Annotated in this window: 24 protein-coding genes; 5 read left to right on the top strand and 19 right to left on the bottom strand. The window is 46.1% G+C overall.

All coding sequences use genetic code 11. From position 1 onward, the window contains the following. Positions 1-73: 73 nt before the first annotated feature. Together CN378_RS18360 and CN378_RS18355 are read left to right on the top strand one after the other, a co-directional pair. On the top strand, positions 74-541 hold the full coding sequence (locus tag CN378_RS18360; RefSeq protein ID WP_098353941.1) for a MarR family winged helix-turn-helix transcriptional regulator: 468 nt from the start codon (positions 74-76) through the stop codon (positions 539-541). 735 nt (positions 542-1,276) lie between these two features. Then, a complete protein-coding gene (locus CN378_RS18355; protein WP_098353940.1) occupies positions 1,277-1,792 on the top strand; it encodes a DUF3231 family protein in 516 nt (171 codons plus the stop codon). A 615-nt stretch (positions 1,793-2,407) separates the two neighbouring features. Here the strand turns inward: CN378_RS18355 and CN378_RS18350 are convergent. The 4 genes from CN378_RS18350 to CN378_RS18335 are packed head-to-tail and all read right to left on the bottom strand — an operon-like array spanning position 2,408 to position 6,262. After that, complete coding sequence (locus tag CN378_RS18350) at positions 2,408-3,541, bottom strand: zinc-dependent alcohol dehydrogenase (protein ID WP_098353939.1); 1,134 nt, start codon at positions 3,539-3,541, stop codon at positions 2,408-2,410. Between the two features lie 20 nt (positions 3,542-3,561). After that, on the bottom strand, positions 3,562-4,185 hold the full coding sequence (locus CN378_RS18345) for a DUF421 domain-containing protein (RefSeq protein WP_098353938.1): 624 nt from the start codon (positions 4,183-4,185) through the stop codon (positions 3,562-3,564). Positions 4,186-4,238: 53 nt separating this feature from the next. Beyond that, positions 4,239-5,078: an MBL fold metallo-hydrolase gene (locus CN378_RS18340; protein WP_098353937.1), complete on the bottom strand. Its 840-nt coding sequence runs from the start codon at positions 5,076-5,078 to the stop codon at positions 4,239-4,241. Next, positions 5,075-6,262 carry an MFS transporter gene (locus tag CN378_RS18335; protein WP_098353936.1) on the bottom strand — a complete coding sequence of 396 codons (1,188 nt, stop codon included), beginning with the start codon at positions 6,260-6,262 and terminating at the stop codon, positions 5,075-5,077. Before CN378_RS18335 ends, CN378_RS18340 begins: the two co-directional genes overlap by 4 nt. Before the next feature lie 250 nt (positions 6,263-6,512). On the opposite strand from CN378_RS18335, the gene CN378_RS18330 reads away from it, so the two are divergent. Next, positions 6,513-7,430 carry a YIEGIA family protein gene (locus CN378_RS18330; protein WP_098353935.1) on the top strand — a complete coding sequence of 306 codons (918 nt, stop codon included), beginning with the start codon at positions 6,513-6,515 and terminating at the stop codon, positions 7,428-7,430. Positions 7,431-7,436: 6 nt separating this feature from the next. After that, positions 7,437-7,643, top strand: a complete 207-nt coding sequence (locus CN378_RS18325; protein ID WP_098353934.1) for a capping complex subunit for YIEGIA — start codon at positions 7,437-7,439, stop codon at positions 7,641-7,643. 51 nt (positions 7,644-7,694) lie between these two features. Here the strand turns inward: CN378_RS18325 and CN378_RS18320 are convergent, their stop codons facing one another. From CN378_RS18320 to CN378_RS18280, 9 genes are all read right to left on the bottom strand, one after another. Next, positions 7,695-8,822 carry a Ger(x)C family spore germination protein gene (locus CN378_RS18320; RefSeq protein WP_098353933.1) on the bottom strand — a complete coding sequence of 376 codons (1,128 nt, stop codon included), beginning with the start codon at positions 8,820-8,822 and terminating at the stop codon, positions 7,695-7,697. Continuing rightward, positions 8,819-9,931, bottom strand: a complete 1,113-nt coding sequence (locus tag CN378_RS18315; protein ID WP_098353932.1) for a GerAB/ArcD/ProY family transporter — start codon at positions 9,929-9,931, stop codon at positions 8,819-8,821. Before CN378_RS18315 ends, CN378_RS18320 begins: the two co-directional genes overlap by 4 nt. A 26-nt stretch (positions 9,932-9,957) precedes the next feature. Then, positions 9,958-11,445, bottom strand: a complete 1,488-nt coding sequence (locus tag CN378_RS18310) for a spore germination protein (protein ID WP_098353931.1) — start codon at positions 11,443-11,445, stop codon at positions 9,958-9,960. 592 nt (positions 11,446-12,037) lie between these two features. Continuing rightward, the gene (locus CN378_RS18305; RefSeq protein WP_098353930.1) at positions 12,038-13,279 is read right to left on the bottom strand and encodes an ATP-binding protein; all 1,242 of its coding nucleotides are present in this window, start codon (positions 13,277-13,279) and stop codon (positions 12,038-12,040) included. Between the two features lie 128 nt (positions 13,280-13,407). Further along, positions 13,408-14,232: an STAS domain-containing protein gene (locus CN378_RS18300; protein ID WP_098353929.1), complete on the bottom strand. Its 825-nt coding sequence runs from the start codon at positions 14,230-14,232 to the stop codon at positions 13,408-13,410. 151 nt (positions 14,233-14,383) lie between these two features. Next, complete coding sequence (locus CN378_RS18295) at positions 14,384-15,757, bottom strand: MDR family MFS transporter (RefSeq protein WP_098353928.1); 1,374 nt, start codon at positions 15,755-15,757, stop codon at positions 14,384-14,386. Positions 15,758-15,976: 219 nt separating this feature from the next. After that, the gene (locus tag CN378_RS18290; RefSeq protein WP_098353927.1) at positions 15,977-17,836 is read right to left on the bottom strand and encodes an ABC transporter ATP-binding protein; all 1,860 of its coding nucleotides are present in this window, start codon (positions 17,834-17,836) and stop codon (positions 15,977-15,979) included. Continuing rightward, on the bottom strand, positions 17,833-19,557 hold the full coding sequence (locus tag CN378_RS18285) for an ABC transporter ATP-binding protein (protein WP_098353926.1): 1,725 nt from the start codon (positions 19,555-19,557) through the stop codon (positions 17,833-17,835). The genes CN378_RS18290 and CN378_RS18285 overlap by 4 nt, the downstream gene beginning before the upstream one ends. Continuing rightward, positions 19,554-20,024 carry a MarR family winged helix-turn-helix transcriptional regulator gene (locus CN378_RS18280; RefSeq protein ID WP_098353925.1) on the bottom strand — a complete coding sequence of 157 codons (471 nt, stop codon included), beginning with the start codon at positions 20,022-20,024 and terminating at the stop codon, positions 19,554-19,556. Before CN378_RS18280 ends, CN378_RS18285 begins: the two co-directional genes overlap by 4 nt. A gap of 186 nt (positions 20,025-20,210) precedes the next feature. On the opposite strand from CN378_RS18280, the gene CN378_RS18275 reads away from it, so the two are divergent. Then, a complete protein-coding gene (locus CN378_RS18275; RefSeq protein ID WP_098353924.1) occupies positions 20,211-20,501 on the top strand; it encodes a DUF4190 domain-containing protein in 291 nt (96 codons plus the stop codon). A gap of 186 nt (positions 20,502-20,687) precedes the next feature. Here CN378_RS18275 and CN378_RS18270 read toward each other — a convergent pair whose 3' ends face one another. From CN378_RS18270 to CN378_RS18245, 6 genes are all read right to left on the bottom strand, one after another. Beyond that, positions 20,688-21,797, bottom strand: coding sequence for an oxidoreductase (locus CN378_RS18270; RefSeq protein ID WP_098353923.1), 1,110 nt, complete (start codon positions 21,795-21,797; stop codon positions 20,688-20,690). A 378-nt stretch (positions 21,798-22,175) separates the two neighbouring features. Beyond that, the gene (locus CN378_RS18265; RefSeq protein ID WP_098353922.1) at positions 22,176-22,523 is read right to left on the bottom strand and encodes a hypothetical protein; all 348 of its coding nucleotides are present in this window, start codon (positions 22,521-22,523) and stop codon (positions 22,176-22,178) included. A 128-nt stretch (positions 22,524-22,651) separates the two neighbouring features. Next, positions 22,652-23,038, bottom strand: a complete 387-nt coding sequence (locus CN378_RS18260) for a DUF3021 family protein (RefSeq protein ID WP_179884971.1) — start codon at positions 23,036-23,038, stop codon at positions 22,652-22,654. Positions 23,039-23,143: 105 nt separating this feature from the next. Continuing rightward, positions 23,144-23,743 (bottom strand): hypothetical protein, encoded by a 600-nt coding sequence (locus CN378_RS18255; RefSeq protein WP_098353920.1) that lies wholly within the window; start codon positions 23,741-23,743, stop codon positions 23,144-23,146. Further along, positions 23,744-24,298 carry a GrpB family protein gene (locus CN378_RS18250; RefSeq protein WP_257141200.1) on the bottom strand — a complete coding sequence of 185 codons (555 nt, stop codon included), beginning with the start codon at positions 24,296-24,298 and terminating at the stop codon, positions 23,744-23,746. It abuts the gene before it with no gap. Next, a complete protein-coding gene (locus tag CN378_RS18245; protein WP_098353919.1) occupies positions 24,295-24,777 on the bottom strand; it encodes a GNAT family N-acetyltransferase in 483 nt (160 codons plus the stop codon). Before CN378_RS18245 ends, CN378_RS18250 begins: the two co-directional genes overlap by 4 nt. Positions 24,778-24,844: the final 67 nt, after the last annotated feature.

Here is a 24,844-nt window from a genome sequence, read left to right as displayed (position 1 = left end):
TTCTTCTATGATTTGACAATCCGCGTCCTTTGTTTCTAAACTGAATATACAAACCGTTTAGGAGAATCTAACGATGGACAACGAACGCGATCACAATACTTCGAAAAAAAATAAGCGACTGGGACTCATGATCTGGTTTCGCCTTTCCCGGGTCTACAATCACAGTATTCGCCGGAATAACGAGCATCTGAAAGAATGGGGCCTCACAAGCGCTCAGTTTGATATCCTGATCCAAGTGGGCATCCATGAGGAAATCACCCAGAAAGAGCTCGGCGAGAAACTGTTTGTCACGAAAGGGAACATCACCCAGCTCCTTGGAAAAATGGAGAAACTCGGTTGGATCAAGCGCCACCAGGATTGGAAAACGAAAACGATCTCACTCACCGATAAAGGACAACACCTCTATGATGAGGTAGTACCTGATCAAGAAGAATTTCAGGCCTCCCAATTTTATGGCCTCGACCCAGAAGAACAGCTGCAATTAATTGATTTGTTAAAAAAAGTACAAAAACATATGGAAACTCATACTGATAAAAACTAGAACGGCATGGACACTTGTCATCGTGCGGTTCTTTTTTTTGACCAGATGTAGATGATTCGTCTGGATGTTTGTTCTTACACCATCAGTTTATAACTAAACTGATAGACTGTCAATAAGAAGGTATCCGCTTCATATGGGTACATCACTTCGGATCTATTCCCGTTCTGCTACCATTATATAGTGAATCTTTATTCATGTATATTTAAGTATTTTTAATGTTTGTTAAGGAATCTTTAATACGTACAAACAGAGGAGATATCAGATATCACGACAATCTCCTGAATGTGAGGAATCTGGGGTCTCTGTCCATAGAAGATATGATTAAACTTTGTATAGCCACTGTGTTCTTTCAGTGTTCGGCATCAATGACATTTCCTGTCATTGCATTAGGTCGGTTTTTGTACAGCAAAAACGAGGTCCGTCCCTCTCATCAGGAGAACCCCGTAATGTCTTTTATTTTTAAAAAGATCTTTCTGTTATATAAAAAACAAACATCTCATCTCATTTTCATCATGTAAATTGAAAAAAATCCCCAAATCAAGTAAGCTCAGGGATTTTCTGAAGTCTTGCCAGACTCACGGATAGTATGGACAGTCTGTACTTGTAATATTCTTCACTTCTAAAGGTAAATCTAAAGAATTCCCACATATTCTCTATGCGGGATGGAGATATTAATCCATGTGCTTATTCAAGTTTCATGAAAGGCGGCACAAGATGAATATCAGGAGGATGATTATGGGAATTTTAAGTGGAAACCCTCAAGAAGAGCCGATGCACTATGGTGAAGTATTTGGAAGTTGGAGCTATGTACTGACTGCGAAAGCAGCAGTGGCAGGATACCAGATGCAATTGAATCACGCTGGTGATGACGATTTAAAGAAATTACTGAAAGATGCCATAGAAGCAGGACAAGAACAAATCAAACAAGTGGAAAAGCTTCTAAAGGAAAACGGGATTGGACTGCCTCCTACCCCACCTGAGCCTCCACACGCATGCCTTGATGATATCCCGACAGGAGCCCGCATGCCGGATCCTGCCATTGCAGCAGCCCTTTCAGCCGATGTCGCTTCTGGCCTAGTTGCATGCAGCACCGTCATGGGACAAAGCATCCGGGAAGATGTCGCGATGATGTTCGGGCAGTTTCATATGCAGAAAGCCCAAATGGGTGCAAAAGTATTAAAGATGAATAAAGAAAAGGGATGGTTAATCCCTCCGCCCCTTCACAAAAACAAGAGTGAACATTGTGAATAAATCGTGAGACACAAAAAAGATCCCCAGGTTGTCAGGACACCTGTGGATCTTTTTTACGTACAGGTCATTTCATCATCGGGGGCATCCGTACAGTGTCATGCACATATGTCGGGGCAGGGGAGTTTCTTTATATAATACTAAACCTTATTAAAATAAGATGTCTTCACCCAAAAGTAAAATAAGCGGAGAATTTCCCGTTATATACAGAATGGAGGATGTTTGGGGATAAAATAAGCGGAGGATTTCCGCTTACGCCAAGAAAAATGACCCATTTTGGTCGTTTTGAAGTTAATAGCCGGAATTTTTCCGTCTATTTCAGCTTTTTTTCATTGTAATGACTAGTTAAGCGGAATTTTTCCGTCTATTTATCAGCTCTGTTATTTAACTTGATTTCCCAACCGAAGAGTGCGGCCCCTCTTGAACTTAGCTCCTGCAATCAGCAGCTTTTTATTCACTAGATTTTAACAATTAATAGAAAATGACCAAAGTCTTGCCCTCTTTTTCCCTTTCTGGTCCGTCATAAGAATTATGTCAATTGTAGAACCCTGATACATAAAGAAAAAGACGTATACCCGTTCATACGTCTTTTTCCTGTATCTTTTAAAACCCTTTCCTCTATGGTTTCAAAATCACTTTGATACAGTCATCTTCTTTTTCGTTAAACATATGGTATCCTTTCGCCGCTTCATCGAGTTTCAGGGTGTGGGTGATGATGGACGTGGAATCGATTTCCCCTTTGACGATTTGGTCATAAAGAGGCTCCATGTAAGCCCGGGCATGGGACTGACCCATTTTTAGTGTAATATTCCGGGCAAAGAAGGCACCCAGTGGGAACATGTTGTACAGACCTCCGTACACCCCGGTCAATTGAACGGTTCCACATTTACGGACGGCCTTGGTGGCAATCTGGATCGGGCCGAGTGTCCCTCCCTGCAGTTTTAATTTCTGCTCCATGTATTCAAGGGGCGATTTCTTTCCGTCCATACCCACACAATCAATGACGACATCGGCGCCGCCTTTGGTCAGCTCTTTGAGGGTCTCCCCCATATCATCATATTGGGTAAAATCAAAGGTTTCGGTTTGATTCATTTTCTTGGAGTGACGCAGGCGGTAATCAAAGTAATCCACGGCAATGACTCGCTCCGCCCCTTTTTTCCAGGCAAACTGCTGGGCCATCAAGCCGACGGGACCGCAGCCAAGGACGATGACCGTATCCCCTTTTTTCACCCCGGCGTTCTCTACGCTCCAATAAGCCGTCGGGAGAACATCGGATAACAGGAGAATGTCTTCATCTGGCAGTTCACAGTTTTCCGGTACAAGGAACGGAGTATAGTTTCCATACGGAACCCGAAGGTACTCAGCCTGTCCGCCTGGATAATTTCCGAATTTCTCCGAATAACCGAGCAGTCCGCCTGAGTCGTAATGAGGATTGGAGTTGTCACATTGACTCTCTTGGTGATTGTGACAATACGGACACGTCCCACATGCTACCGTAAACGGGATAATGACCCGATCCCCCTTCTTCACCTTCGTGACGTCATTCCCGACTTCCTCCACGATGCCCATCGGTTCATGGCCGATGACATATCCGATGGGAAGGGGAAAGTTCCCTTTGTATAAGTGTAAATCCGAACCGCAAATGGCGGTGGATGTGATCTTAACGATGACATCTTCTGCATCTTGAATTCGGGGGTCTTCTACTTTTTTGACGGCAATGGCGTTCTTCCCTTGATACGTGACAGCTTTCATACTATTCCTCCTTTTTTTAATTACTGAAGATGCTTAGGCGGGGGATTGACGGAGCCCTGATCCTGAATTTCCTTGAAGATGTCTTCCCCTCCCACTTCTTGAGTGACGGGTCTTTTAGTGGATGGCTCGACATGAAGCATGTTGATCAATCGGTCGACCTGTGCCTGAAGCTGACTAAAATCCTTCATCGTCACCGGCTTTGCCTGTGGCATCAATTCCACGCCCACCTGTCCATTTGGTTCAAGTGTCGCCCACTTCACATCCGTGATTTTACTGACTCCCTGCTGCCTTAACTTCATCTCAAGCTGATCTACGGTCATACGAAGCTTTTTAAAATTCTTTTCCTGGACGACCCCATTTTCAATCAGGATCTTCGATTTCCCTGTAATAAATTGTTCCACGCGATCTGACTTCACCTGAAGATATTCCATGATCATTAAGGTGAAGACAAGAATCAGACCCACACCGATCGTGGTCCAGATGTTCTTCCCTGCAACCGGTTGAATGAGCAATGAACCAATCCCGATCATGATCACGGTCTGTGCCAGGGTCATTTGGGAGATGGACTTCCTCCCTGCTATCCTTAATAATAAAGTGCCTGCCAATACAATGAGTACGGCTTTCCACATCCAATCAAAATCCATACACTTTTTACTCCTTTCTTTTCACTATTTTTCTAACGTCTACGATTAAGTCATTAATGCGGTCGTCGATCAGGCGGCAGCGCCATTTCATCAAAATGGTCGACCAGCTCTTTTAAAGCGACTTTCAGTTCTGTTCCTGCCATAGCGGGCCCGTGACCCGTAATGGCCATGCTCGGTTGCAAATCGGATAAGGCCGTCACCGAACCTTTAGCAGCTTCCCAATCCGACGTAAAATACCGCGGGGGACCACTGATCTCCTTCTTTTGAAGCATCACCTTGTAAAGTGACTCCTGCTTCACCGTGACAAAGGCGTCCCCGGCGATCAACAGACCGTCAGTGTCCCTATAGAAGGATATATGCCCCGGCGTATGCCCGGGTGTATGGATCCATTTCCACCCTTTCATAAAGGGGACCTCTCCCTCTGCCGGCAGCACCTGCAGCCATGTTGAGACATCGATTCCGTGATGGGGGTAAAGGGGAGACAACTCACTGACCAATCCTCCGTCCGCCGAAGGATTTCCCTTTGGGTAGTCCTCTTTACCGTTAAGATAGGGGATTTCCAGTTGGTGTGCATAGACGGGAACATCCCATTCCTCGAGTAACGGCTCAAGGGATCCGACATGATCGAAATGGCCGTGAGTCAACAGGATCGCCTGAGGTTTTCCGGAATGACCCAAACGTTCTTCAGCCGCTTCCATGATTTGTTCCTTGGAGTGAGGCATACCGCAGTCAATCAGCACCCATTCTTCACTCCCGGGTTCTCCATAGAAACAGACATTCACAATTTGATCGGTCCAGTAATAGAGGTCCTTGCTTATTTCCTTGCCTACGCCATTGTTTACACTGACGAACGGCAGGTGAGTGTCTGAGAAATCGTTGTCTAAAGGTTTCATGCCTTTCCTTCCTTTGCAGTAGATTTGTCGGGCTTAATGAAGAACAGTACGAGCAGAAACATAATGATCCCAAGTAGACCTGCCCCTATAAAACTTGCATTCAGGAGTGATTTCATGACCACAGCCATCAAAGGTGGTCCTGCCGCTACCCCGATAAACCTTGAGGAACTGTAGAAAGAAGAGATGGTTCCCCGCTCCTCTTTCTCAATATTTTCAGTGATCAGTGCATCCATCGCAGGAAGCAGGGCACCAATGGATAGACCGAGAACGCTCGAAACGACCAGGAGAAGGACCAATCGCTGATCCACCCACCCGATACAGGCAACACTGCTGCTCATGAGTATGAGGCTTACGGTCATGATCCTTTTCATCACCTTCAGATCCCCTTTGATCTTTCTTCCGGAGATAAACGACGCGATACAAAGGGCCAATAATGGGATGGCCAGCACAAAGCCTTTTTTCACCCCATATAAGTCATGCACCTTCTCAAGTGAATCCGAAAGAAAAAACAAGACGCCGAATAAAACGAGCATGATATAGATTCCTACAAGGAACACGGTAAAGATCCATTTCCCTTCCTGCTTGAAAATCTTCTTCGTCTTCTGGATGAATTCAGATAATGCGACGGGCTCCTCTTTCTTCTTTGGTACCTTCACAAAAAACAACACGAGGAGGATCGATACAAAACTGAATACTGAAATTGAGAAAAAAGGAAGATACCATAAATACGCAGCAAATAAAGCCCCCAATATGGGACTTAACACTTTACCGAATGTATTGGACGTTTCAATCAGCCCGAGACAGGAGCTCGTTTTTTCATCATCATCTTTATACAGGTCCCCGACAAGAGGTAAAATGATCGGCGCTGCGCCGGCTGCTCCGATCCCTTGAAGAACCCGTCCAATGATGATCCACGTAAACGGATCATCCATTTTCCACGAAGCAAACCCTGAAACCACCCCCCCAAGCAAGGCAATCAAAAGGCTCGGTAGAATAATGATTTTCCTCCCAAATCGATCAGACAGATAGCCTGCGACCGGTATGAGGAAAATAGAAGCAATCGAGTAACTCGTGATGATCATACTCGTTTGAAAAGAGCTGATGCCTACTTTTTTTTCGAATACAGGCAGTACAGGGATCAACATGGAATTCCCAAGGGTCATCACCAAAGGGATCGAAGCCATACTGACCACACACCAATTGCTAACTTTCGCACATTGCTGTTTCACCTAATCATCCTTTTAACTGATGTATTATTTAGTCAGTATGTGATGACAAGCCCATCATCATCCTCTTGAAAATATTGAATTATATCCAATTAGTGGAATCATCCGCTTTTCAACAGGCACTCTGTTCGGACGGAAAGAATAATCATCCCCCTTATTCCTAAAACTAAGGCCAATCGCATTCATTCCCAAAGAGGTGAAACCCCGTATGGATCCAACGGAACTGACATCAAACGAATTACTTACCATCATAAGCGCCATCGTCCTCGGAACATTGGCCAGGGTCATCACGATTAAAGAAGATTTCAGGCAGTACCCAAGCTATCCGAATGGCTACCTGATTCAGATCATCACGGGATTTGTCGCGGCGGCCCTCGGAGCAGTGGCGATACCGGCATTACTGAGTAAAAATTTCGTTGCCGTGACATTCCTCACCCTTGCCCTCCAGCAATTCAGGGATGTCCGCAAAATGGAGAAGGAAAGTTTAAGCGACTTGGAAGAAACGGAATTCACCTACCGGGGGAAGGCATACATAGACGGCATTGCGAAAACCTTCGAAGCAAGAAACTATCTTGCCTTTATCGTGGCACTCATCACATCTCTCACCATCTCTGTTCTTCATAATGCTCTCCATGTAGACAGCGTTCTCTTATGTATCGCAGGTGGTGCACTAGTGGGATTTGCCCTTTTGTACTATTTACAGCGGTTCACAAAAGGCAAGACGATCGGGGACATTGCAGAGGTCAAGGAAGGAAAGGTGACCGTTAAACAGTCTTCCCTCTATGTTGATGATATGTATGTCAGCAATCTCCTTGGCACAGATAACGCCGAAAAGCTGTTCACCGAAGAAGGGATGGCGGTCGTCATCTATCCGAAAGAAAATCACTTCCGGATCAGCCTCGACAACTTCGGTCAGCGTCAGGCTGCACTCTTTGAAGCGTGCCGGGCATTGGGCGTTAAACGTTATCAATTTACGAGGAAGGATTATGAGGATGGGAAAGTCATGATCACCCTTGTTCCCATTAAGCGGGACATCGATGCCTTCATTGAAGCCGTGAAGAAATGTCCACTGCTTGAAAGCACAAAAAAATCCCATGCCGTGATGAAAACCAACTTGAAAGGGTGATGACATATGGGCAGGGAAGGTTCAATGAAACCGCCTTATCAGATCTTGGCATACTTAACTTCGGAGCGTGAAAGAGTCATCAGCGGGGGTCCGCTACTCTTATACAGCAATGATGGTGATGAATTAAAGCAGATGACGGTTGATATTGCCAAAGGATTGAAGGCTGACGTCGTCCAGTTAACAAATGGGGATTTCATGGTGATCAGGGTATAGGAGGACAGGAGACAAAGAAAGATCCGGGGACCGCGTTCCCCGGATCTTTCTTTACTCCACCACCCCAGTCCGGATGATCACAAAATCGATGTTGACGTTCACTTTGATGTCCTTGAACAGATCATGCCACTCTTCATCAGTCAGATTGGAATGGATCGCTTTCGTTCGATATTCTTCACCAAAACCAAAGACATCCGAGGATTTGGACTGCGAGTAGCCGATGAGATCCTCAATTTCGTTGGTAATTTTTTTGCTCAGCTTCTTTTCGATTATTGCCAGGTTTTCGTTTTTCTTTAAATCAACATTTCGGTTGATCTCCTGCAAGCGCGCATTGATTTGGATATTCAGGTCGAATTCCAGGGATTTCGGATCGACAAGTTTGATCTCGCTTTTACTTTTGATCGTATCCAAGGCGACGGCGATATCAGATGAGGGCGGCTCGGAAGGCAGAAGGGCTTGATTCTCCCCGTTTTTGAAGGTGATTTCAAAATTTCCCGCCTTAAACCGGTCACTCACCAACTTGACATAAAAACTGTCCCTCGGGGGTATCCTGCCCACCATCCTATCCCCCTTAAATAAGGCCATGCCCGTAATATTGATCATATCATCCTCTACTTTTAATAAGGGCAATACGGGATCGACCCCAACGGAATAATAATCATGCAGGGTTTCGTGGAGAGTCGGGGAAGGGATCACCTCTCCCTTTATATTTTGTTCGATTTCTTTATACACGTATTGCCCGGCATCAGAGAATTGGGCATACTTATGCTTTAAGAGCTCACCTGCACTCCCTTCCACCACAGCCAGGAAAGTGAGATCACTGATTGAATGATCACGGGAGAGCGTATCGGCCAGGTTGATCAAGCCGTCTTCTGCCAGGTCCTCCCCATACAGAGCCACACGAAGCTGCCCTGATTCCAGCTTTTTGGGGGATTTTAAATTAATTTCTATCCTCGCCCCTTTACTAGTTAACGAGTCACTTGAAAGGACATTGGTACTATCCATGGATTGGGGATCTGTCTCCAGAATCAGGGTAGTCGTATGAATCTCCCCGTCTTCCTTTTTGTCATAACCCACAGTCGTAACCATGCCGATCTTCTCAAGGGTGCTGGATTCTGCACAAGAAGAAAGAAAGAGAAGCAGGACTAGGGATGGAACCATGATGAAAAGTTTCTTCATGACTTCACCTCTTTTCTAAAGACTTTTTTCTTCAGCCATACGAGAAGATACAAGAAGACAGGGTAACAAAAGACAACGATGAAGGAGACTTGGGCAGAATAATTATTCAGTTTGTTTATTTGTTCTCTTGTCACAAACAGCTGTACACAGCCGAAAAGGGTAACAGCGACAATCCAAATAATCATCTTCTTTCCTTCCTTTCCCAGTATACGGGCAATTCCCCTTGAGGCCGACCACAAATACAACATGAGATTCGGAAGGATGATAAGCATCCAGAAGGTGATCGCCACGTATTCAAACCTCTCGATAAAAGGCAGCCGCACAATTTTGAACAGAGATAAAGTCCCCCAGATGGTCCTTTCCAGCTGCCCGCCGCTGAAATAGCTAAGGGAAATAACCATGACGGCCAGATACAGGAGAGTTGTGTACAATAAGCCGATCTGCATATACTTTTGAGCTTTCCTTTTTTCTTTAATAAAAGGATAAAAAGAGTAAATGAGTTCAAACCCTACAACGGTGAAGGTCATGGAATAGGCACCTCTTAGGATCTCGGTCGCATTAGACTCCAAGATCGGAAGAAGATTGGACCAATGACTGAATTGAATCGGATATCCCAGCAGGCTAAGAAGCCAAAAAGACAGAAACACACTGAAGAACGAAGCGCCTGCAATGATTCGAAAGCCCCCAAGTACCCCATATAACACCAGCATCATGAGAGTCATGCTGACGAACCAGGTAGGCACTTCCGGAAACACCCAAGCCTGCAACACTTCAATATAATTTCGAATGACCACCAGAAAGGCACCCAAACAATAAAATACGTAAAGGACGTTCATACAAGTCCCTAGCCATCTCCCATACACATCCCGTTGGATTCCATATATATCTGAGCTCTCATAGTAATTAAGGGTCTTGATCATCACAAAGCCAATGAAACTGGTCACAAGACCCGATAGAATGATGGATATCCAGGCATCATGCCCTGCCTCCACATAAATGATCCGTTGAAACCCTTGTACCCCGACACCCAACTGAATCGAGTGAATGATGAACATGACCATGAACGCATTGATGAGTGATTGTGGTTGTGGGTGAACATGAATATTCATAGCGCCCTCCCTTCTCCTTCGCGGGACTATTCTTCTCCTTCGTATTTCTCTGAATCCAAAGGTCTTGCCTGATATGGACGTTTCGACGTAAATGTAAGAGGCAGCCTGATAACACTATCCGCCCAATCTCTAATCCGGACAGGATAGAACGGTGCGAGAAAAGGGCTTCCAAGGCTTGTCTGCCTCAAGAGATGGATCAGTAAAAAGCAAAAAGAGAACATGATGCCATAAAACCCCCAAAACCCCGCCAATACAATGATCGGGAACCGGACGATCCGGATGACATTCCCCATCATAAAGCTTGGTGTGGTAAAGGAAGCAAGTGCCCCAAGTGCGACGATGATAATCAGGATGTTACTGGTGAACCCCGCTTGAACAGCAGCCGTCCCGATGACAATACCTCCTACGATACCCATCGTCTGCCCCACCTTCGTCGGCAGCCGTGCTCCCGCTTCCCTTAGTAATTCGATGATGAATTCCAATAACAATGCTTCAATGATCGGTGGAAAAGGGACCCTTGAACGGGATTCACTTAAGGGAATCAGAAGGGGCTGGGGAATGATCTCATAGTGGAATGTCAACGAAGCGACATAAACGGCCGTAAAAAAGACCGACAGCATCATCGCCATAAACCGGAGAATTCTAAAGAAAGAAGCAACCTGCCACTTGACATTCTGATCCTCCATGCTTTGAAAGAATTCAACAAATGATTGGGGGCATCCGATCACGAGGGAACTCCCATCCACCAGGATGACGACCTTTCCGTTCAAGAGCCAGGAACAGGCACGATCCGGCCGCTCCGTTAAAATCATTTGAGGGAAAATGCTCAAGCCGTTATCCTCGATCAATTGCATTAAAAGGGAACTATCCAATACCCCATCTATCTTTATGTTGGAAATTCGCTGGGTCACGGTTTGAACCATTTGTTCCGAGGCAATGCCCTCTATGTATAAAAGGGAAATCGTCGTTTGGGTCTGCTTCCCTAATTTCAAGGACTTATTACATAAATGAGGATTCACGAGATACCTGCGGATGAGAGAAACATTCGTGGATAAGCTCTCATTGAATCCCAGCTGCGGTCCGATTACGATGGATTCATTTTCAGGCTTGGACAAGGAACGGCTGTCCCCGGAACGGATATTCACGGCCAATACACTTGGATACCCCTCTATGTGAACCAAGACCGCCCCATTCAAAAGAGACATGACAGACGGATTCACCGATAGATGCCTCTCTATATTCCCTACATTAATGTTCTCTTCCATTTCCTCTGGGGTACACGCTTCCCCCTTCAGCTGGCTGATGATGTCCCGGTTCAGCATCGTTTTATCAATGAGCATATCGAAATAAATGAAGGTCACACCTGACCTTGGACTCATCATGACGAGATCGGAACTTTCATGGAGGACGTCTTTTATTTCTCTGGTAAATGTATCACCGGAGCTTGAGATAGGAATGTCTGTTTTTTCCTTACTGGTTTCACCGGGACCTCTTTGTTTCTTGTTAAAAAACATACTTAGCCCCCTCCCATTATGTAGTAGTACCATCCTTGTCTGTTCGGGATGAAATTATACCCTTGGGGTGTGAATGTTCTGTCCATAAGAAAAAACCCGGCATGTTTGCCGGGTTTACCTAGAGGAGATTCTGCTTTAACCTCCTTTTATTATTGACGGGCACCTGTCATTCTTTTCTCATTACCGCCAATACTCTTGATGATCCTGAATATATTGTTAAATCTCAATTGGTTTCTTCTTCATGATCTGTTCATACTCATGAGTGATTCCTTTTGCCAGTCCTAATTTAGTCGGAATATGGATCCCGAAGATAACATTCACAAAGTCTTTTATTCAAATCCCGGATAAGAATAGTCACAGATTTCCCAGAATAGTTCCAGTCGTTTTCAGATACTAACAAAAAATGGATTGGAGTGATACCACATATGAAGTCCAATAGTCCCATCGTCCTCTGGATGCTGCTTGTCAGCACGGTATGATCATCTTTATTCAGTACGGTAATGGTCAGCAAACTGAATCAAATCAATGGAAGGTTAAAATAATGACGGAGGGGATTAGTTGAAGTATCACTGTGATTTTCTCCGGGTAAGCTTCATGTCCCCTCAGGGAAGTATATTCTAAAAGTGGTCCCGATTCCTTTCTCACTCTCCACCTTTATTTCTCCTTTCATCCGTTTCACAATCTGATAGCACACTGTCAGCCCAAGTCCCGTCCCCTTTACCTTCGTGGAATAATAGGGTCTCCCCAGAACCTTGAGCTGTTCCGGAGACATGCCGGTGCCATTATCTTGAATCAGGATCATCATCCGGCCGTCTCGATGACGACTCGCGGCTGCTGTTATTTCCCCATTTTCTTTTACCGCCTCGATGGCATTCTTCAGTAGATTGAGGAGGACTTGCTTTACCTCCAGCTTCATCCCCTGGATCATCAGGTCTTTCTCTATCTGTTTAGTGATCCTGATGCTGTTCATCACCGCGTATGTAGACATGACGTCAACGGATTCATCCATGGTATCGGACAGACTGAACATCTCGTATTCCTCTGTCTGGGGCTTCGCGAGGGATAGGTATTGATTGATGACGTCTTGTGCGTGATCCAGTTCCTGAATCGATATATCGATAAAACTCTTTTGTTGATCGGTCAACGTTTCTCTCTGCAGGAGCTGCATGAACCCCCTGACCGTTGTCATCGGATTCCGGATTTCGTGTGCGACAGAAGCTGCTAGCTCGCTGACGACATTAAACTTTTCGGCTTTGATGAGCTCTTTTTTAATCCTGACTTGCTCCAGTCGATTTTCAATCAGGTAAATGGAGAGGATGAGCGTAATCCATATGATCAACGTCGAGCTTGCCATAAATAGGAGCTGCTCTTTTTCGTCATTCTGGAGTAAATAAATGGATCTTGTCACAGGGATGAACAAATAAAAACCTGAAATCAGGATCATTTTTTTCAACGGGGTTAACCGTCTATACCATGCAGAAATGGGGAGCAGCAACATGCTATAGATCGCATAATTCATAAGCAAAAACAACCAAACATGATCGGTAAACAAACCGATCAAAAGCATTGCGAAAAACGTGCTAAACCCCACTCTCTTTCCCCCATAGAGAAAAGCGAGAATGATTGGGATCACTTTAAAATCGTATACGTATCCACTAGAGTAAACCAAAGGGAAAGTCATGGTAAATACTAATACAGCACTATTCATCACGATAAACGTAAAGGTGAACCCTCTTGTGCCCCTGTCCGATTCGCTCATGAACATTTGAGAGACAAGAATCGCAAATAGTATAAATACCACATGTAAAATTAAATGATGGACAGTCTCTAACATACGGGATCTCCTTTAGGAAAAGCGTTTATTCCTAACCCTTCGACATTTTCCCGGGAAATACCTCCCATTTCTTGTGAATGTTCGACAAAAGTGGAGAATGGCAGAAGCAGAGGGACGGACCTCTGCTTTTACAAATGTTCTTTCAGCGTTTGCTGTAATGTTCCCTTTATCTCTACCAGATTGTCAAATTCGATACCTGAATCCACTATATTTCTGACAAGTCCTACCCGCAGCCCTGTGAGGATCGCTTTGCACCCCATCATACTGATTCCGTATAGAATCTTTTTAAATTGAAAAATGACATCCACTTCCATTTCGGCAGTACCCGATAAATCGATAATAAGAGTTTGAATCTTCTTCGAACTGATTTCCATCAACACTTTTTCTTCCAATGCATTGACGCGATAAGAATCGATCATTCCTATTAAAGGCAGCACCGCAATGGAGTCATCAATTGGGATGATCGGTGCTGATAGATTTTCCACCAGTATTTTCTGCGACAATAGCTGTTCATCTTTGTAATCCGAGTAACGAATAAAGAAATTATTCAGGAATTGGTCCACGTTGTCATTAATTCTTTTTTCCAAGTCAAAGAATGTCTTTCGTTGAGATTCAGTCTCTTCATTCTGTTTATCATATTGATAAAGGAAATACCATAATGTTCTCCTGATGGCATGGACCCATTCCAGCTTAAATGCAAGTGTAAGAGAATGCTGTGCCCAGGCAACTCCCTCCACTTTCGCAAATTCAATCAGCTCTTCTTCTCTGTTTTCAACGATATAATGAGACACCATTTCCGCATTCTTTAACAAATCTATGTTTCCTTTTTCAAGAATATCATTGATTTTGCTGCTGACATTTACAGCTTCAGATAAGAGTTTCTGTTGAAAATCCTCTCTATTCGCCTTAAGGAAATCCGTTACACGTTCCTTATTCAGGTAGTGGTTACTCATCATGACTCGCTCCTTTTTTATCTGAATATATCCCTTATTCGATTATAGAAAAAAAAATCCTTCTATAAAGAGGGGGAATTTTAAAAAGAAGCAGAGGGACAGTTCTGGTGCTTCCCCTTTGGAAGCAGGATAACCGTCCCCTTGCTCCCTCCTAATTCAATGAAAGCTGTCCCCCCTTCTCACCTAAAAGCATTCCTGCCGTTACGATGGCGCATAGTGCTAAGACAACCAGTATCATAAAGACGGTGTGTAAGCTTTCCTCCAACACATGGCCGCTTAATTGATCGCTCAGCCACAAGCCGGAAACCGCGATCCCGATGGACTGGCCAAGGTTTCGCATCAGATTGAACGTCCCCATTGCGGCACCCCGGACCTTCCATTCAACAGAAGACTGGACAGCGACCGTGAAGGCTGTAAGGGACAACCCGAATCCAAAGCCGATCATGGCTGTGACGATCATCATCAACGGAACGATCGTATTCTCATTAAATAAAACCAATCCCAGACATCCCGCCGCAATGACGGAAATCCCCATGACGGTGATTCTTCCGATGGACGTTTTGGCCATCAGCTTTCCAGACAGCACCGCAGCGAGGGGCCAGGTAATCGACATCGGCAGCATCGTCACTCCGGACAGGGTCGCATTCAAGCCGGTGACCCCCTGGACCCATAAAGGGATATAGAAGGTAATCGCAACGAGAATGAAGCCCAGCAGAAAGCCCGCAATCGTCGAAATCGTGATAAAGCGAATTTTAAATAGCGAAAGGGGGAGCATCGGCTCTTCCACCCTGGATTCGATCCAAAGAAACAAACTAATTCCAACAGCAGCCACAATGAGTAAAGTGAGTATTCCACCCGTCACATGATTTTGTTCCTTCAGGAGTGTCAAAGCATATAGAAAAGCGGTGATACTGACGGCAAAAGTGAAAATTCCACTGTAGTCTATTTTTCGTTTCTTCTTTTCTATGTTTTCCTTTAACGACGTCCACAATAGGAAAAGCGATACGATACCAAACGGTAGATTCATATAAAAAATCCAATGCCATGAAACCGTATCGACAATAAACCCGCCTGCAAGGGGACCCGCTATGCCGGCTATTCCCCAGACGCTGCTCATCCATCCTTGCATCTTGGCCCGCATCTCAAATGTAAATACATCGCCTATGATCGTAAACGGCAAGGTCGTGAGTGCCCCTGCTCCAATTCCCTGAATCAATCGGAACAGAACGAGCTGTTCCATGGATTGTGATAATCCCGAGAGCATGGAGCCGGCCAGAAAAATACTGACCCCGATGGTAAACATGATCTTTCTTCCGAATAAATCAGCCAGTTTCCCGAAGACGGGCGTACTGATGACAATGGCTAATAGATAGACAGAGATGACCCACGTATACAGCTCACTTCCACCCAGATCCTCCACAATCTTCGGCATCGCCGTGCTGACGATCGTTCCTTCGATAGCCGTGAGGAACGTGGCAATTAATAGTGCAAAAACAACAGACTTTTGTTTGGTTTCTTGATTCATTTTGTCTGACCCTTTCTTGTATGTATATTCCGGACTACTGAAAATCTCACTTTCTATCTTACCACTTAAATGACGGAGAGACAGATGATAGAATTCGAGGGAAGTTGAACTCTCTTTTTTGGAAGCAGGAGAACCGGCCCCACGCTTCCCTTAAAAGAAACGGTGCCTGACCACATGGTATCGTTAGTCAGGCACCGTTTTGTCTTGGAGAAGCCTTTCCTATCCAGCCACATCCCCAAATTGACTATTATACAGTTCCGCATAAAAACCTTTCTGTCTGAGCAGTTCAGCATGCGATCCCTGTTCAATCACAGACCCTTGATCCATGACGAGAATCAGGTCCGCATCTTTAATAGTAGAAAGTCGATGCGCGATGACAAAGCTTGTTCGGCCTTCCATCAACCGGTTCATGGCCTGTTGGATCAGAAGCTCGGTCCGGGTATCAACACTTGAGGTCGCTTCATCCAGGATCATGATCGGGGGATCGGCGAGGATCGCCCGTGCAATGGTGATGAGCTGTTTCTGCCCTTGCGAGATATTCGATGCTTCCTCATTCAGGACCGTCTCATAGCCTTCCGGAAGCGCACGGATGAAGTGATCGGCATGAGCCATCTCGGACGCCCGCATGATTTCCTCTTCCGTCGCCCCCGTCTTACCATAGGCGATATTCTCCCTGATCGTTCCCTTAAAGAGCCACGTATCCTGCAGCACCATTCCGAAGCTTCTTCTCAGTTCACTTCGAGGGACGGACCTTGTATCCACGCCATCGATCTTGATTTTACCATTATTCAATTCGTAAAAACGCATTAACAGATTGATCAGAGTCGTTTTACCTGCTCCTGTCGGTCCCACGATGGCAACCGTCTGGCCAGGGTTCACATGAATGTTCATGTCGTTGATCAATAGATTTTCACCGTAACCGAAGTCCACGTGTTCAAACTCAACCTCCCCTTTCGGACGGGAAAGATGAGCGACGGTTTCTTCTTTCACTTCCTCATCCTCATCCAACAGCTCAAATACCCGTTCCGCCGCTGCCACCGTTGACTGGATGATGTTGGCGATGTTCGCCGTCTGGGTGATCGGCTGGGTGAACTGGCGTGTATAGGTGATGAACGCCTGGATGTCCCCGATGGAAATCGCGCGGTTCGTGACGAGGATCCCCCCAACCACACTGATCAGCACATAGCTGATGTTTCCGATGAACATCATGATGGGCATGATGATACCGGAGATGAACTGGGCTTTGCTGCCTGCTTCATACAGTTCATCGTTCACCGAATCGAACTGGACACCTGCCTTCTTTTCATGACCGAATGCTTTCACGACCTGATGTCCGGTGAACATTTCTTCAATATGGCCGTTCAGTTGACCGAGGGTACGCTGCTGATCGGCAAAGTGCTTCTGTGACCGTTTCAAGATCGGGCGAATCGCAAAAATGGATACCGGTAAGCTGACCACAGAAATCAGCGTCAACAAGGGACTGATCGACAGCATCATGATAATGATCCCGACAATCGTCACGATCGATGTGATGAACTGGGTCAGACTTTGCTGAAGCGTACTGCTGATCGTATCGATATCATTCGTCATCCGGCTCAGGGTCTCCCCGTTCGCACGTCCGTCGTAATACTTCAGGGGAAGCTTCTCGATCTTTTGATTCACGTCTTCCCTTAAGTCATAGGCCGTCAGCTGGGCGACGCTTGACATGATATATTGCTGAATAAAATTAAACACACTGCTGAATACATAAAGTCCGGCAAGCAGCAGCAGGATCTCCCCGATTTTTTCAAAGTCGATTCCTGCACCCGGCACTCCTTTGAACTTCGCATAGGCGCCTTCGAATAATTCCGTGATGGCGTTCCCCATGATCTTCGGACCGACGATGGCAAAAACAGTGCTTAAAACGGCGGCGAAGAGAACAGCGATCAAGCGGCCACTGCGCGGCTTTAAATAACCGATGAGACGCCTGAGCGTAGCCTTGAAATTCTTTGGCTTCTGCCCCATCATCATCATATTTCCGCCGCCTGGTCCGAAGCCTCCGTGACCTCCGCCTCTTTGAGGTTTACGTTCCTTACTCATGCCGATTCCTCCTCTGAAAGCTGTGATGCGACGATTTCCTGATACACCTCATTGCTGGCAAGCAGTTCCTGGTGGGTACCGATCCCGGCTACTCTTCCTTTCTCGAGCACGATGATCCGGTCGGCATCGACGACTGTGCTGACCCGTTGAGCGACGATGAGCACCGTGGCGTCTCCGGTTTCTTTTTTCAAAGTGCTACGGAGCACTGCATCCGTCTTATAATCAAGGGCTGAGAAGCTGTCGTCAAAGAGATAGATATCCGGTTTCCGGACCAGGGCTCTTGCAATCGACAGGCGCTGTTTCTGACCTCCGGAAAGATTGGATCCGCCCTGCTCGATTTCTGCCTCGAATCCCCCATCCATCCGGCTGACGAATTCTTCCGCCTGAGCGATCCGGGCGGCCTCCGCCACTTCTTCATCCGTGGCATCTTCTTTCCCGAAGCGGATATTTTCCGCGATCGTTCCCGTAAAGAGCGTCGCTTTCTGAGGGACAAGTCCAAGCTTCGAACGGATTTCCTCTTGTGAAGCATCCCTGATATCCACGCCATTGACCCGGATGGTCCCACTTGCCACTTCATAAAAGCGGGGAATCAGGTTGATGAGTGTCGTTTTCCCCGAACCGGTCCCGCCAATGATGGCCGTCGTTTCACTTGGATGTGCGGTAAAACTGACATCCGACAGGGCAGGCTCTTCGGCACCGGGATAATGGAACGTAACCGAATCGAATTCCAGCGTCCCTTCCTGAACGTCCGCTCTCTTTGTTCCTTTATCTTCAAAAGAAGGCTTCATTTCGAGTACCTTGTTGATCCGTTTGGCTGATACGTCGGCACGTGGGACCATGACGAACATCATCGACGCCATGACCAGGGCAAACATGATCTGCATGACATATTGAATGAAGGCCATCAAATCCCCGATCTGCATCCCGCCGTTATCGATGCGGATTCCGCCGAACCAGATGACGGCAACGACGGTCATGTTCATGACGAGCATCATGACAGGCATCATAAACGCCATGATTTTATTTACTTTAATGGACACATCGGTCAGTTCTTTGTTCGTATGCTTCAAGCGCTCCTTCTCTTCCGGTTCACGGTTGAAGGCGCGGATGACCCGGATGCCGGTCAGGTTCTCACGAAGCACGAGATTCAATTGATCCAGCTTCTTCTGGACCGTTTTAAATAGCGGAATTCCTTTATACAAAATCAACAGGATCGATCCGACCAATACCGGCATCGTCAAGATAATGACCAGAGATAGCTTTGCATCCATCAACACGGCCATAATGATCCCGCCGACCAACATGATCGGTGCACTGATGATCATTCGTAGCATCATGATGACAACCTGTTGCACCTGGGTGATATCGTTCGTCGTTCTCGTAATCAAAGAAGCCGTTCCCACTTCATCGAATTCCTGGAGCGAGAATTTTTCAATATGATAGAAAAGCTTCCGGCGCACATCGCGTCCCAAGCCGATGGCCGCTTTCGAAGAGTAGTAACTCGCTACGATGGAAGCGACCGCACCAAGAGCGGAAACGACGAGCATGAATCCGCCAATCTTCCATATATACGGGATATCCCCGACGACGACTCCTTTGTCAATGATGTCAGACATGAGCGTCGGTAAATAAAGGGTCGACATGGATTGGATGAAGATCAATGCAAAAATCCCCACGACCATCCATTTATACGCCGATAAGTGTTTCAAGAGCTTGATCATGTGGCATCCTCCTCTTTTGCTTTCTCATCAAAAAAGTCGGCAATCCGCTCATGTGCCAGCAACAGTCCGGCAAACTCTTCTTCCGACAGGGTCTCGACCGCCCCGGCCGTCAACTGATGAATGCTGCCTTCCTGTTTGTGAATGCCTTTTAACATCGTCTCCCCTTGACTGCTCAGGGAGAGGAGCATTTCCCTTCGATTATCCTCCACCTGCTGCCGGTGAAGATACCCTGCCTGAACAAGCCCATCGACGGCTTGACTGAGCGTACTTTTCGGCAGGAACGTTTTCTCTCCAACCGTCTTTTGAGTCATCTCCTTCTCAGTGGCAATGGTGACTAAAATCGTATATTGCGGGACGGATAATCCATTGTCTGAAGCCGTCTTCTGGACGAACCGCATCATGATCTTATTCACCCTTGAAAAGGAACGCAATAATTGCAGCGCTGGAGTGATCTCTTGATTTCCCATGGATATACCCTCACTTCTAATTGTTTATATGGTTAATAGTTCATAATGGAACTATATTAGTTTATTCCTTTTGCTTGAGATAGTCAAAGGGAGGGAATCGACAAAATGTGGAAGAGCGCGGAGGTCCGTCCCTCACCTTTTACCATGGTCGAATCATATACTTTTCTATAGAAGGAGGCGAAACGAATGAATCCTGGTAACGAGGGAGAACGGAAAGGCTTGAATGGAAAAGCGGTGGCATCTTTCTTATTGGGTATCGTATCCATTGTAATCGTGATTTTTCCTTTAGCAGGAGCGGTCCTCGGTGTGGTGGGTATCCTATTGGGGCTGATGGCCAGACATGAGTTGAAGCGGACTGGTCAGGAGGGACGGAAGATGGCCATTGCGGGGATTGTGTTTAGTGGAATCGGCATCTTGTTTTCAATCTGTTGGGTGGTTATGGCGTATATGACGTTTTCGAGTGTGATTTCTTCTTAAAATGGCCTCTGAGTCGAGTAATCTTTTTTTAAAATAAAAAACAGTGCCTGACCAACGATAGTTTCACAAGTATCGTTAGTCAGGCACTTATGATTTTCATTCAAGAGCATAACCCGGCCTTAAGGAATAGAAATCAGCCGGGACAAGGGACCTGTCCCCGTGGCTCAGTTGAGTATGATAAAGTTATTATTGTTCGATTTTCATTTGAAGTTCGTGATCTTTCACTTTTGCTTGAGGGAGTAGGATTTTTTCAAAATTAAATGCATCTAAATCCTTACCTTTCTTCACCTTGTTAGGTAGGTCCGGATTAGCTAACGCACTTGTCCCAAGCGTTACCAGGTCAGCTTGATGTGCTTCCAGTAATGCATCCGCCTTACCAGGATCGCCCAATTGGCCGTTAGCAAGAACAGGTAGCTTTCCAAAATCCTTGGCTGCCTGAGCCAGCGTTTTGGTGTTCTCCCCGAATGCAGGAGCGGTGGCGTCTTGGTCCGTAACATGTATATAGTCTAAAGAGCTGCTGCCTAATTGAGAAAAAATATAGTTTGCCTCGGCCTCTCCTTCAGCCCATTTATGATCGGGATCAGATACCTTGATTTGGGATATACGAATGCCGACCATGTAATCAGGACCGACTGCTTGTCGAATCCCTTTAATGACTTCCAGTACAATACGCAATCGGTTTTCTTTAGAGCCACCATATTGATCTTCACGATGGTTTAGATAATCCGTTAAGAATTGATCCAATAAATACCCATTTGCCCCATGGATTTCTACCCCGTCAAAACCTGCTTCTTTCGCCCGGATGGCACTTTGGACGAAAGCTCCTTTCACTTCTTCAATATCTTCTTCCGTCATGGCTTTAGGTGTCTGAAATGGACCAGAGCCACCGTAGAAGCCCAATTGTTCACCCTTTGGAGGAATAGCTGAAGGAGCAATGGTCTCATCTGTATAGGAATTCCCTTGACTTTGACCACCTGCATGCATAAGTTGTGCAATCATGATCGAATCGTGGTTATGAACGGCATCTACCACTTGTTTCCACGCCTGCACATGCTCATCTTTGGCGAGACCGGGTTGATCATGATAGCCCTGACTATAGCTCTCATCGAGATAGATCCCCTCAGAAATGATGGCACTAAACCCACCTTTAGCGAAGCGCTCATAATATTCCTTCATGGTTTCATTGGCACGGCCATCTTTCTCCGCGCTGATTCGTGTCATGGGTGCAACCACATACCTGTTACGAAAGGTATGTTCTTTCACTTCGGTTTTTGAAAATAAGTGCTTATAGTCCATTGAAAACATCCTTTCTTTTATACTTACAATATCATGTTAAAAATCTTTAATTCAAGATATTTGCTTTGAGTAGTGGAAGGACAAGTCCCTTGGCCCATATTGGGTTGATGGGGACGATCCTTGAGCGGAATCCATAGTCATCCTTCCGCCTTCTCATACCTTTGAAATGGTGCATGTCCAACATTCATGCGGGATTTTGGGTAAGCGTGCTGCCCTGGCAAAAGTCATGCTTGATTTACGTGAAATCGGGCGAGGAAATTTTCTTTATTAGTGAGTAAAAAAGCCTGCCCCAGTTTCAAGTTCAGGCACAAAACAAAACGACGGGGGCAGGGCTCTAAAGTTGGGCCAGGGAACCCGTCCCCATGGCTTACCTTCTTCTCACTTCAGTTTCACTGGTGAATGTAAATCAGGAACGTCCCGGTAGGATCGATAGGAGACAATCGTCTTTCCATGCAGTGATCCATCCAGTTGTAAGATACGACCTGCCCTGGTTTCCAGGTAGAAATGATACTCGTTTAGGTCAAGGGTGAAAAAGGTATAGGTGTTGCCGAGAAGATGCTTCGTGATCTCTTGTGTATCGGGGTGCTCCTGAATGAAATCCGCCAGCTCCTGAACGGAAGATGAAGGGATATCTGCTATCGAATAGTACGTCTCTTTCATATTATCCCGCAGCTTACTCATGGCGGCCCGGGCCTTATCCTTTAACTTTCTGCCGTCTAATTCCATACGTCCACTCCTCTTGAGGTTCTCTTTAGAAGAATCCCCAATATGTCATAGAATTAACCGATAGGGCCACGGGGACAGGTCCCCCGGCCCATTTTCAAAACGGGTCAAGGAACCTGTCCCCGTACCTCCTAGCCCTGCGCTTTCATATACGCTCTATAACGCCACTTAGAAATAAAATAGGTTGTCAAAAATAAAAAGATCCCGACTTTATTAAAAAGGAAATACACGCCTACTACATCTCCGACAGAATCACGCGGATACATACCGCTCAGGAGTAATGTTGGGAAAACAGTGAACAGCATGACCAGATAATGAACGATTATTTTTCTTAAAAAACTCCATTGTCTTATTTCATAAATCACGCTTGCAAGCCCTAAGAAAAAGACAATCACACCATAAAAAAAGAAATGGCTCGACATAGCTGCTGAGCCTTGAAACATAAACCATAGCGAAATGATATGGAAAAAACCAAATGGGATGACTCCTCTAATCAAACCTTTTTTCAATAATTTCATTGGACGTTCCTTTCTTTTGAGAACCATGGGGTGAGAACCATGGGGTCAGGTCCCCCGGTTCATTTTAAAATTGAGCCAAGGGACCTGTCCCCCTGGCCCACTCACCTATCCATTAATCTTTTCAATCAACTCCGCAACCTCTTCATCCTTACCCACATCAATCGAAACCTTCTCCGCACCGTCCACAATCTTCTGCGTATACTCCTCCATGGATTCCTCTATCTGTCCACTAGTCGGCCAGTGTGACGGAACATCGTACACATTGATCGTGCCGTCCCCATTGCCGCTGTATGTGACCATGCCATCAGCACTCGCTTTGCCGCTCAATACGATGACGTCTTCCGGATAAGCGACGCTGGTATCATCATACGGATTCAGCTGCTCACCAGCTGAAAGATGCTGAACGTTCAGTTCGCCCACTTCATGATTCCCGATGACTTGCAGCCAGACGCGGGCGTATTCGACTTTATCTGAAGGATAGGACGCGAGTGGATCCTCCGTGACTTCCAGCTCTTCATCCTGCCCCTCGTCTTGTCCCTGAGAAGTTATCTCTCCCAAATCCACCGAATCGATTTCCTCACCGGCCGCTTCTTCGCTTTTCTTTTCCGGCTGGGCCTGCTCCACCACCTGAACATTCCCTCCACTGCAGGCCATTAACAGAAGGGTCAGAGCTGCGATCATACTGAGTAACAATCGCGTCTTCATTTACCGTTCCTCCCTTTCCGGATGATTCAACACTCGTTCAATAAAGGCAGCTTTCCCGGCAGAATACGCTTCACGGTCATTTGGAAATTGCCTCGCCAGACGTTTTTTCAAGTCGGCGTATTCATCTCTTAAACGAGAATTTTCATTTAATCGATCACGGAACATCCGCTGCTTGTCCCATCGCGGTTCTCCTTCGAGCATGAGGTGCAGATGGGCAACACGCTTATCATCCTTCACCTTGATGAAGAACCTCCTCCACGGCCGATTATCCAGCTCAATCGGGACATAATGCCATCCATCCCCCGCAAGCTTTCCGGCGATGTTTTCCACTTCGTTAAAGGACGGAATCTTCGCCATCACGTCGATGATCGGTTTCGCAGGAAGATCGCGGACCGAGGTGCTTCCGACATGCTCGACTTCTTTTACACCGAATGGGCCCAATGAGTGTAAAAGCTCCCTCACTTCCGCTCTTCCCCCATGGATCCAGTCCGGGTTCGGTTGTTCAATTTCAATCGATTCCACAGCCCATTTTGGCCAATTGTTCTCTCCCATCATTCAGACACACCCTTCTCAAGTTCAATCTCATCCCGAATCGGAATCCCGTCATTCCCGATCAACGGGATTTCAGGCTTGATTTGTCTTGCTTTCTCCACAGCGAACCTGTGGATATGTGAAATCATGAAACCCCTCTTTTGGTAAAATTTCAGGGCCTGTAAATTGTCATTCGTCGTAATCAGGGTGATCCGCTTGCAGCGATTTCCGGCAGCCACCTGTTCCACCTTTTTCATAAGGGCTGTGCCGATGCCCTGTCGTTCTTCCAAACTATCAAGTGAAATAATCTCGCATTCTTCACCCTTGACCACATATGTAATCAAACCGATGATCACGTTATCTTCGGTCAAAACGGCAAACCCGTCTAATGCAGCACAATCATAAATTCCGCTCGAAATCACCATCTCCCGGCTTCCCCAATGCACATGAAAAAAGTCGTCAATCTGTTCTTTCGGTAACTCACTCAGCGATACGATATTCATCCTTTTCTCCCCTTTGTCCCAAGGCACTCTACTGGAAGATACCACAGATTTAATTGTAAAAAAAGGA

Origin of the sequence: Bacillus sp. AFS015802, from assembly GCF_002561455.1 — a bacterium.
Classification (GTDB): Bacteria; Bacillota; Bacilli; order Bacillales; family Bacillaceae_B; genus Rossellomorea.
Note: the sequence above shows the minus strand (reverse complement) of the source record. Positions and strands in the feature narration are given on the sequence as shown.

Coding starts and splice junctions, on each gene's coding strand:
- CN378_RS18360 (WP_098353941.1), top strand. CDS start 74: ATGGACAACGAACGCGATCACAATACTTCGAAAAAAAATAAGCGACTG.
- CN378_RS18355 (WP_098353940.1), top strand. CDS start 1,277: ATGGGAATTTTAAGTGGAAACCCTCAAGAAGAGCCGATGCACTATGGT.
- CN378_RS18350 (WP_098353939.1), bottom strand. CDS start 3,541: ATGAAAGCTGTCACGTATCAAGGGAAGAACGCCATTGCCGTCAAAAAA.
- CN378_RS18345 (WP_098353938.1), bottom strand. CDS start 4,185: ATGGATTTTGATTGGATGTGGAAAGCCGTACTCATTGTATTGGCAGGC.
- CN378_RS18340 (WP_098353937.1), bottom strand. CDS start 5,078: ATGAAACCTTTAGACAACGATTTCTCAGACACTCACCTGCCGTTCGTC.
- CN378_RS18335 (WP_098353936.1), bottom strand. CDS start 6,262: ATGGCTTCGATCCCTTTGGTGATGACCCTTGGGAATTCCATGTTGATC.
- CN378_RS18330 (WP_098353935.1), top strand. CDS start 6,513: ATGGATCCAACGGAACTGACATCAAACGAATTACTTACCATCATAAGC.
- CN378_RS18325 (WP_098353934.1), top strand. CDS start 7,437: ATGGGCAGGGAAGGTTCAATGAAACCGCCTTATCAGATCTTGGCATAC.
- CN378_RS18320 (WP_098353933.1), bottom strand. CDS start 8,822: ATGAAGAAACTTTTCATCATGGTTCCATCCCTAGTCCTGCTTCTCTTT.
- CN378_RS18315 (WP_098353932.1), bottom strand. CDS start 9,931: ATGAATATTCATGTTCACCCACAACCACAATCACTCATCAATGCGTTC.
- CN378_RS18310 (WP_098353931.1), bottom strand. CDS start 11,445: ATGTTTTTTAACAAGAAACAAAGAGGTCCCGGTGAAACCAGTAAGGAA.
- CN378_RS18305 (WP_098353930.1), bottom strand. CDS start 13,279: ATGTTAGAGACTGTCCATCATTTAATTTTACATGTGGTATTTATACTA.
- CN378_RS18300 (WP_098353929.1), bottom strand. CDS start 14,232: ATGAGTAACCACTACCTGAATAAGGAACGTGTAACGGATTTCCTTAAG.
- CN378_RS18295 (WP_098353928.1), bottom strand. CDS start 15,757: ATGAATCAAGAAACCAAACAAAAGTCTGTTGTTTTTGCACTATTAATT.
- CN378_RS18290 (WP_098353927.1), bottom strand. CDS start 17,836: ATGAGTAAGGAACGTAAACCTCAAAGAGGCGGAGGTCACGGAGGCTTC.
- CN378_RS18285 (WP_098353926.1), bottom strand. CDS start 19,557: ATGATCAAGCTCTTGAAACACTTATCGGCGTATAAATGGATGGTCGTG.
- CN378_RS18280 (WP_098353925.1), bottom strand. CDS start 20,024: ATGGGAAATCAAGAGATCACTCCAGCGCTGCAATTATTGCGTTCCTTT.
- CN378_RS18275 (WP_098353924.1), top strand. CDS start 20,211: ATGAATCCTGGTAACGAGGGAGAACGGAAAGGCTTGAATGGAAAAGCG.
- CN378_RS18270 (WP_098353923.1), bottom strand. CDS start 21,797: ATGGACTATAAGCACTTATTTTCAAAAACCGAAGTGAAAGAACATACC.
- CN378_RS18265 (WP_098353922.1), bottom strand. CDS start 22,523: ATGGAATTAGACGGCAGAAAGTTAAAGGATAAGGCCCGGGCCGCCATG.
- CN378_RS18260 (WP_179884971.1), bottom strand. CDS start 23,038: ATGAAATTATTGAAAAAAGGTTTGATTAGAGGAGTCATCCCATTTGGT.
- CN378_RS18255 (WP_098353920.1), bottom strand. CDS start 23,743: ATGAAGACGCGATTGTTACTCAGTATGATCGCAGCTCTGACCCTTCTG.
- CN378_RS18250 (WP_257141200.1), bottom strand. CDS start 24,298: ATGATGGGAGAGAACAATTGGCCAAAATGGGCTGTGGAATCGATTGAA.
- CN378_RS18245 (WP_098353919.1), bottom strand. CDS start 24,777: ATGAATATCGTATCGCTGAGTGAGTTACCGAAAGAACAGATTGACGAC.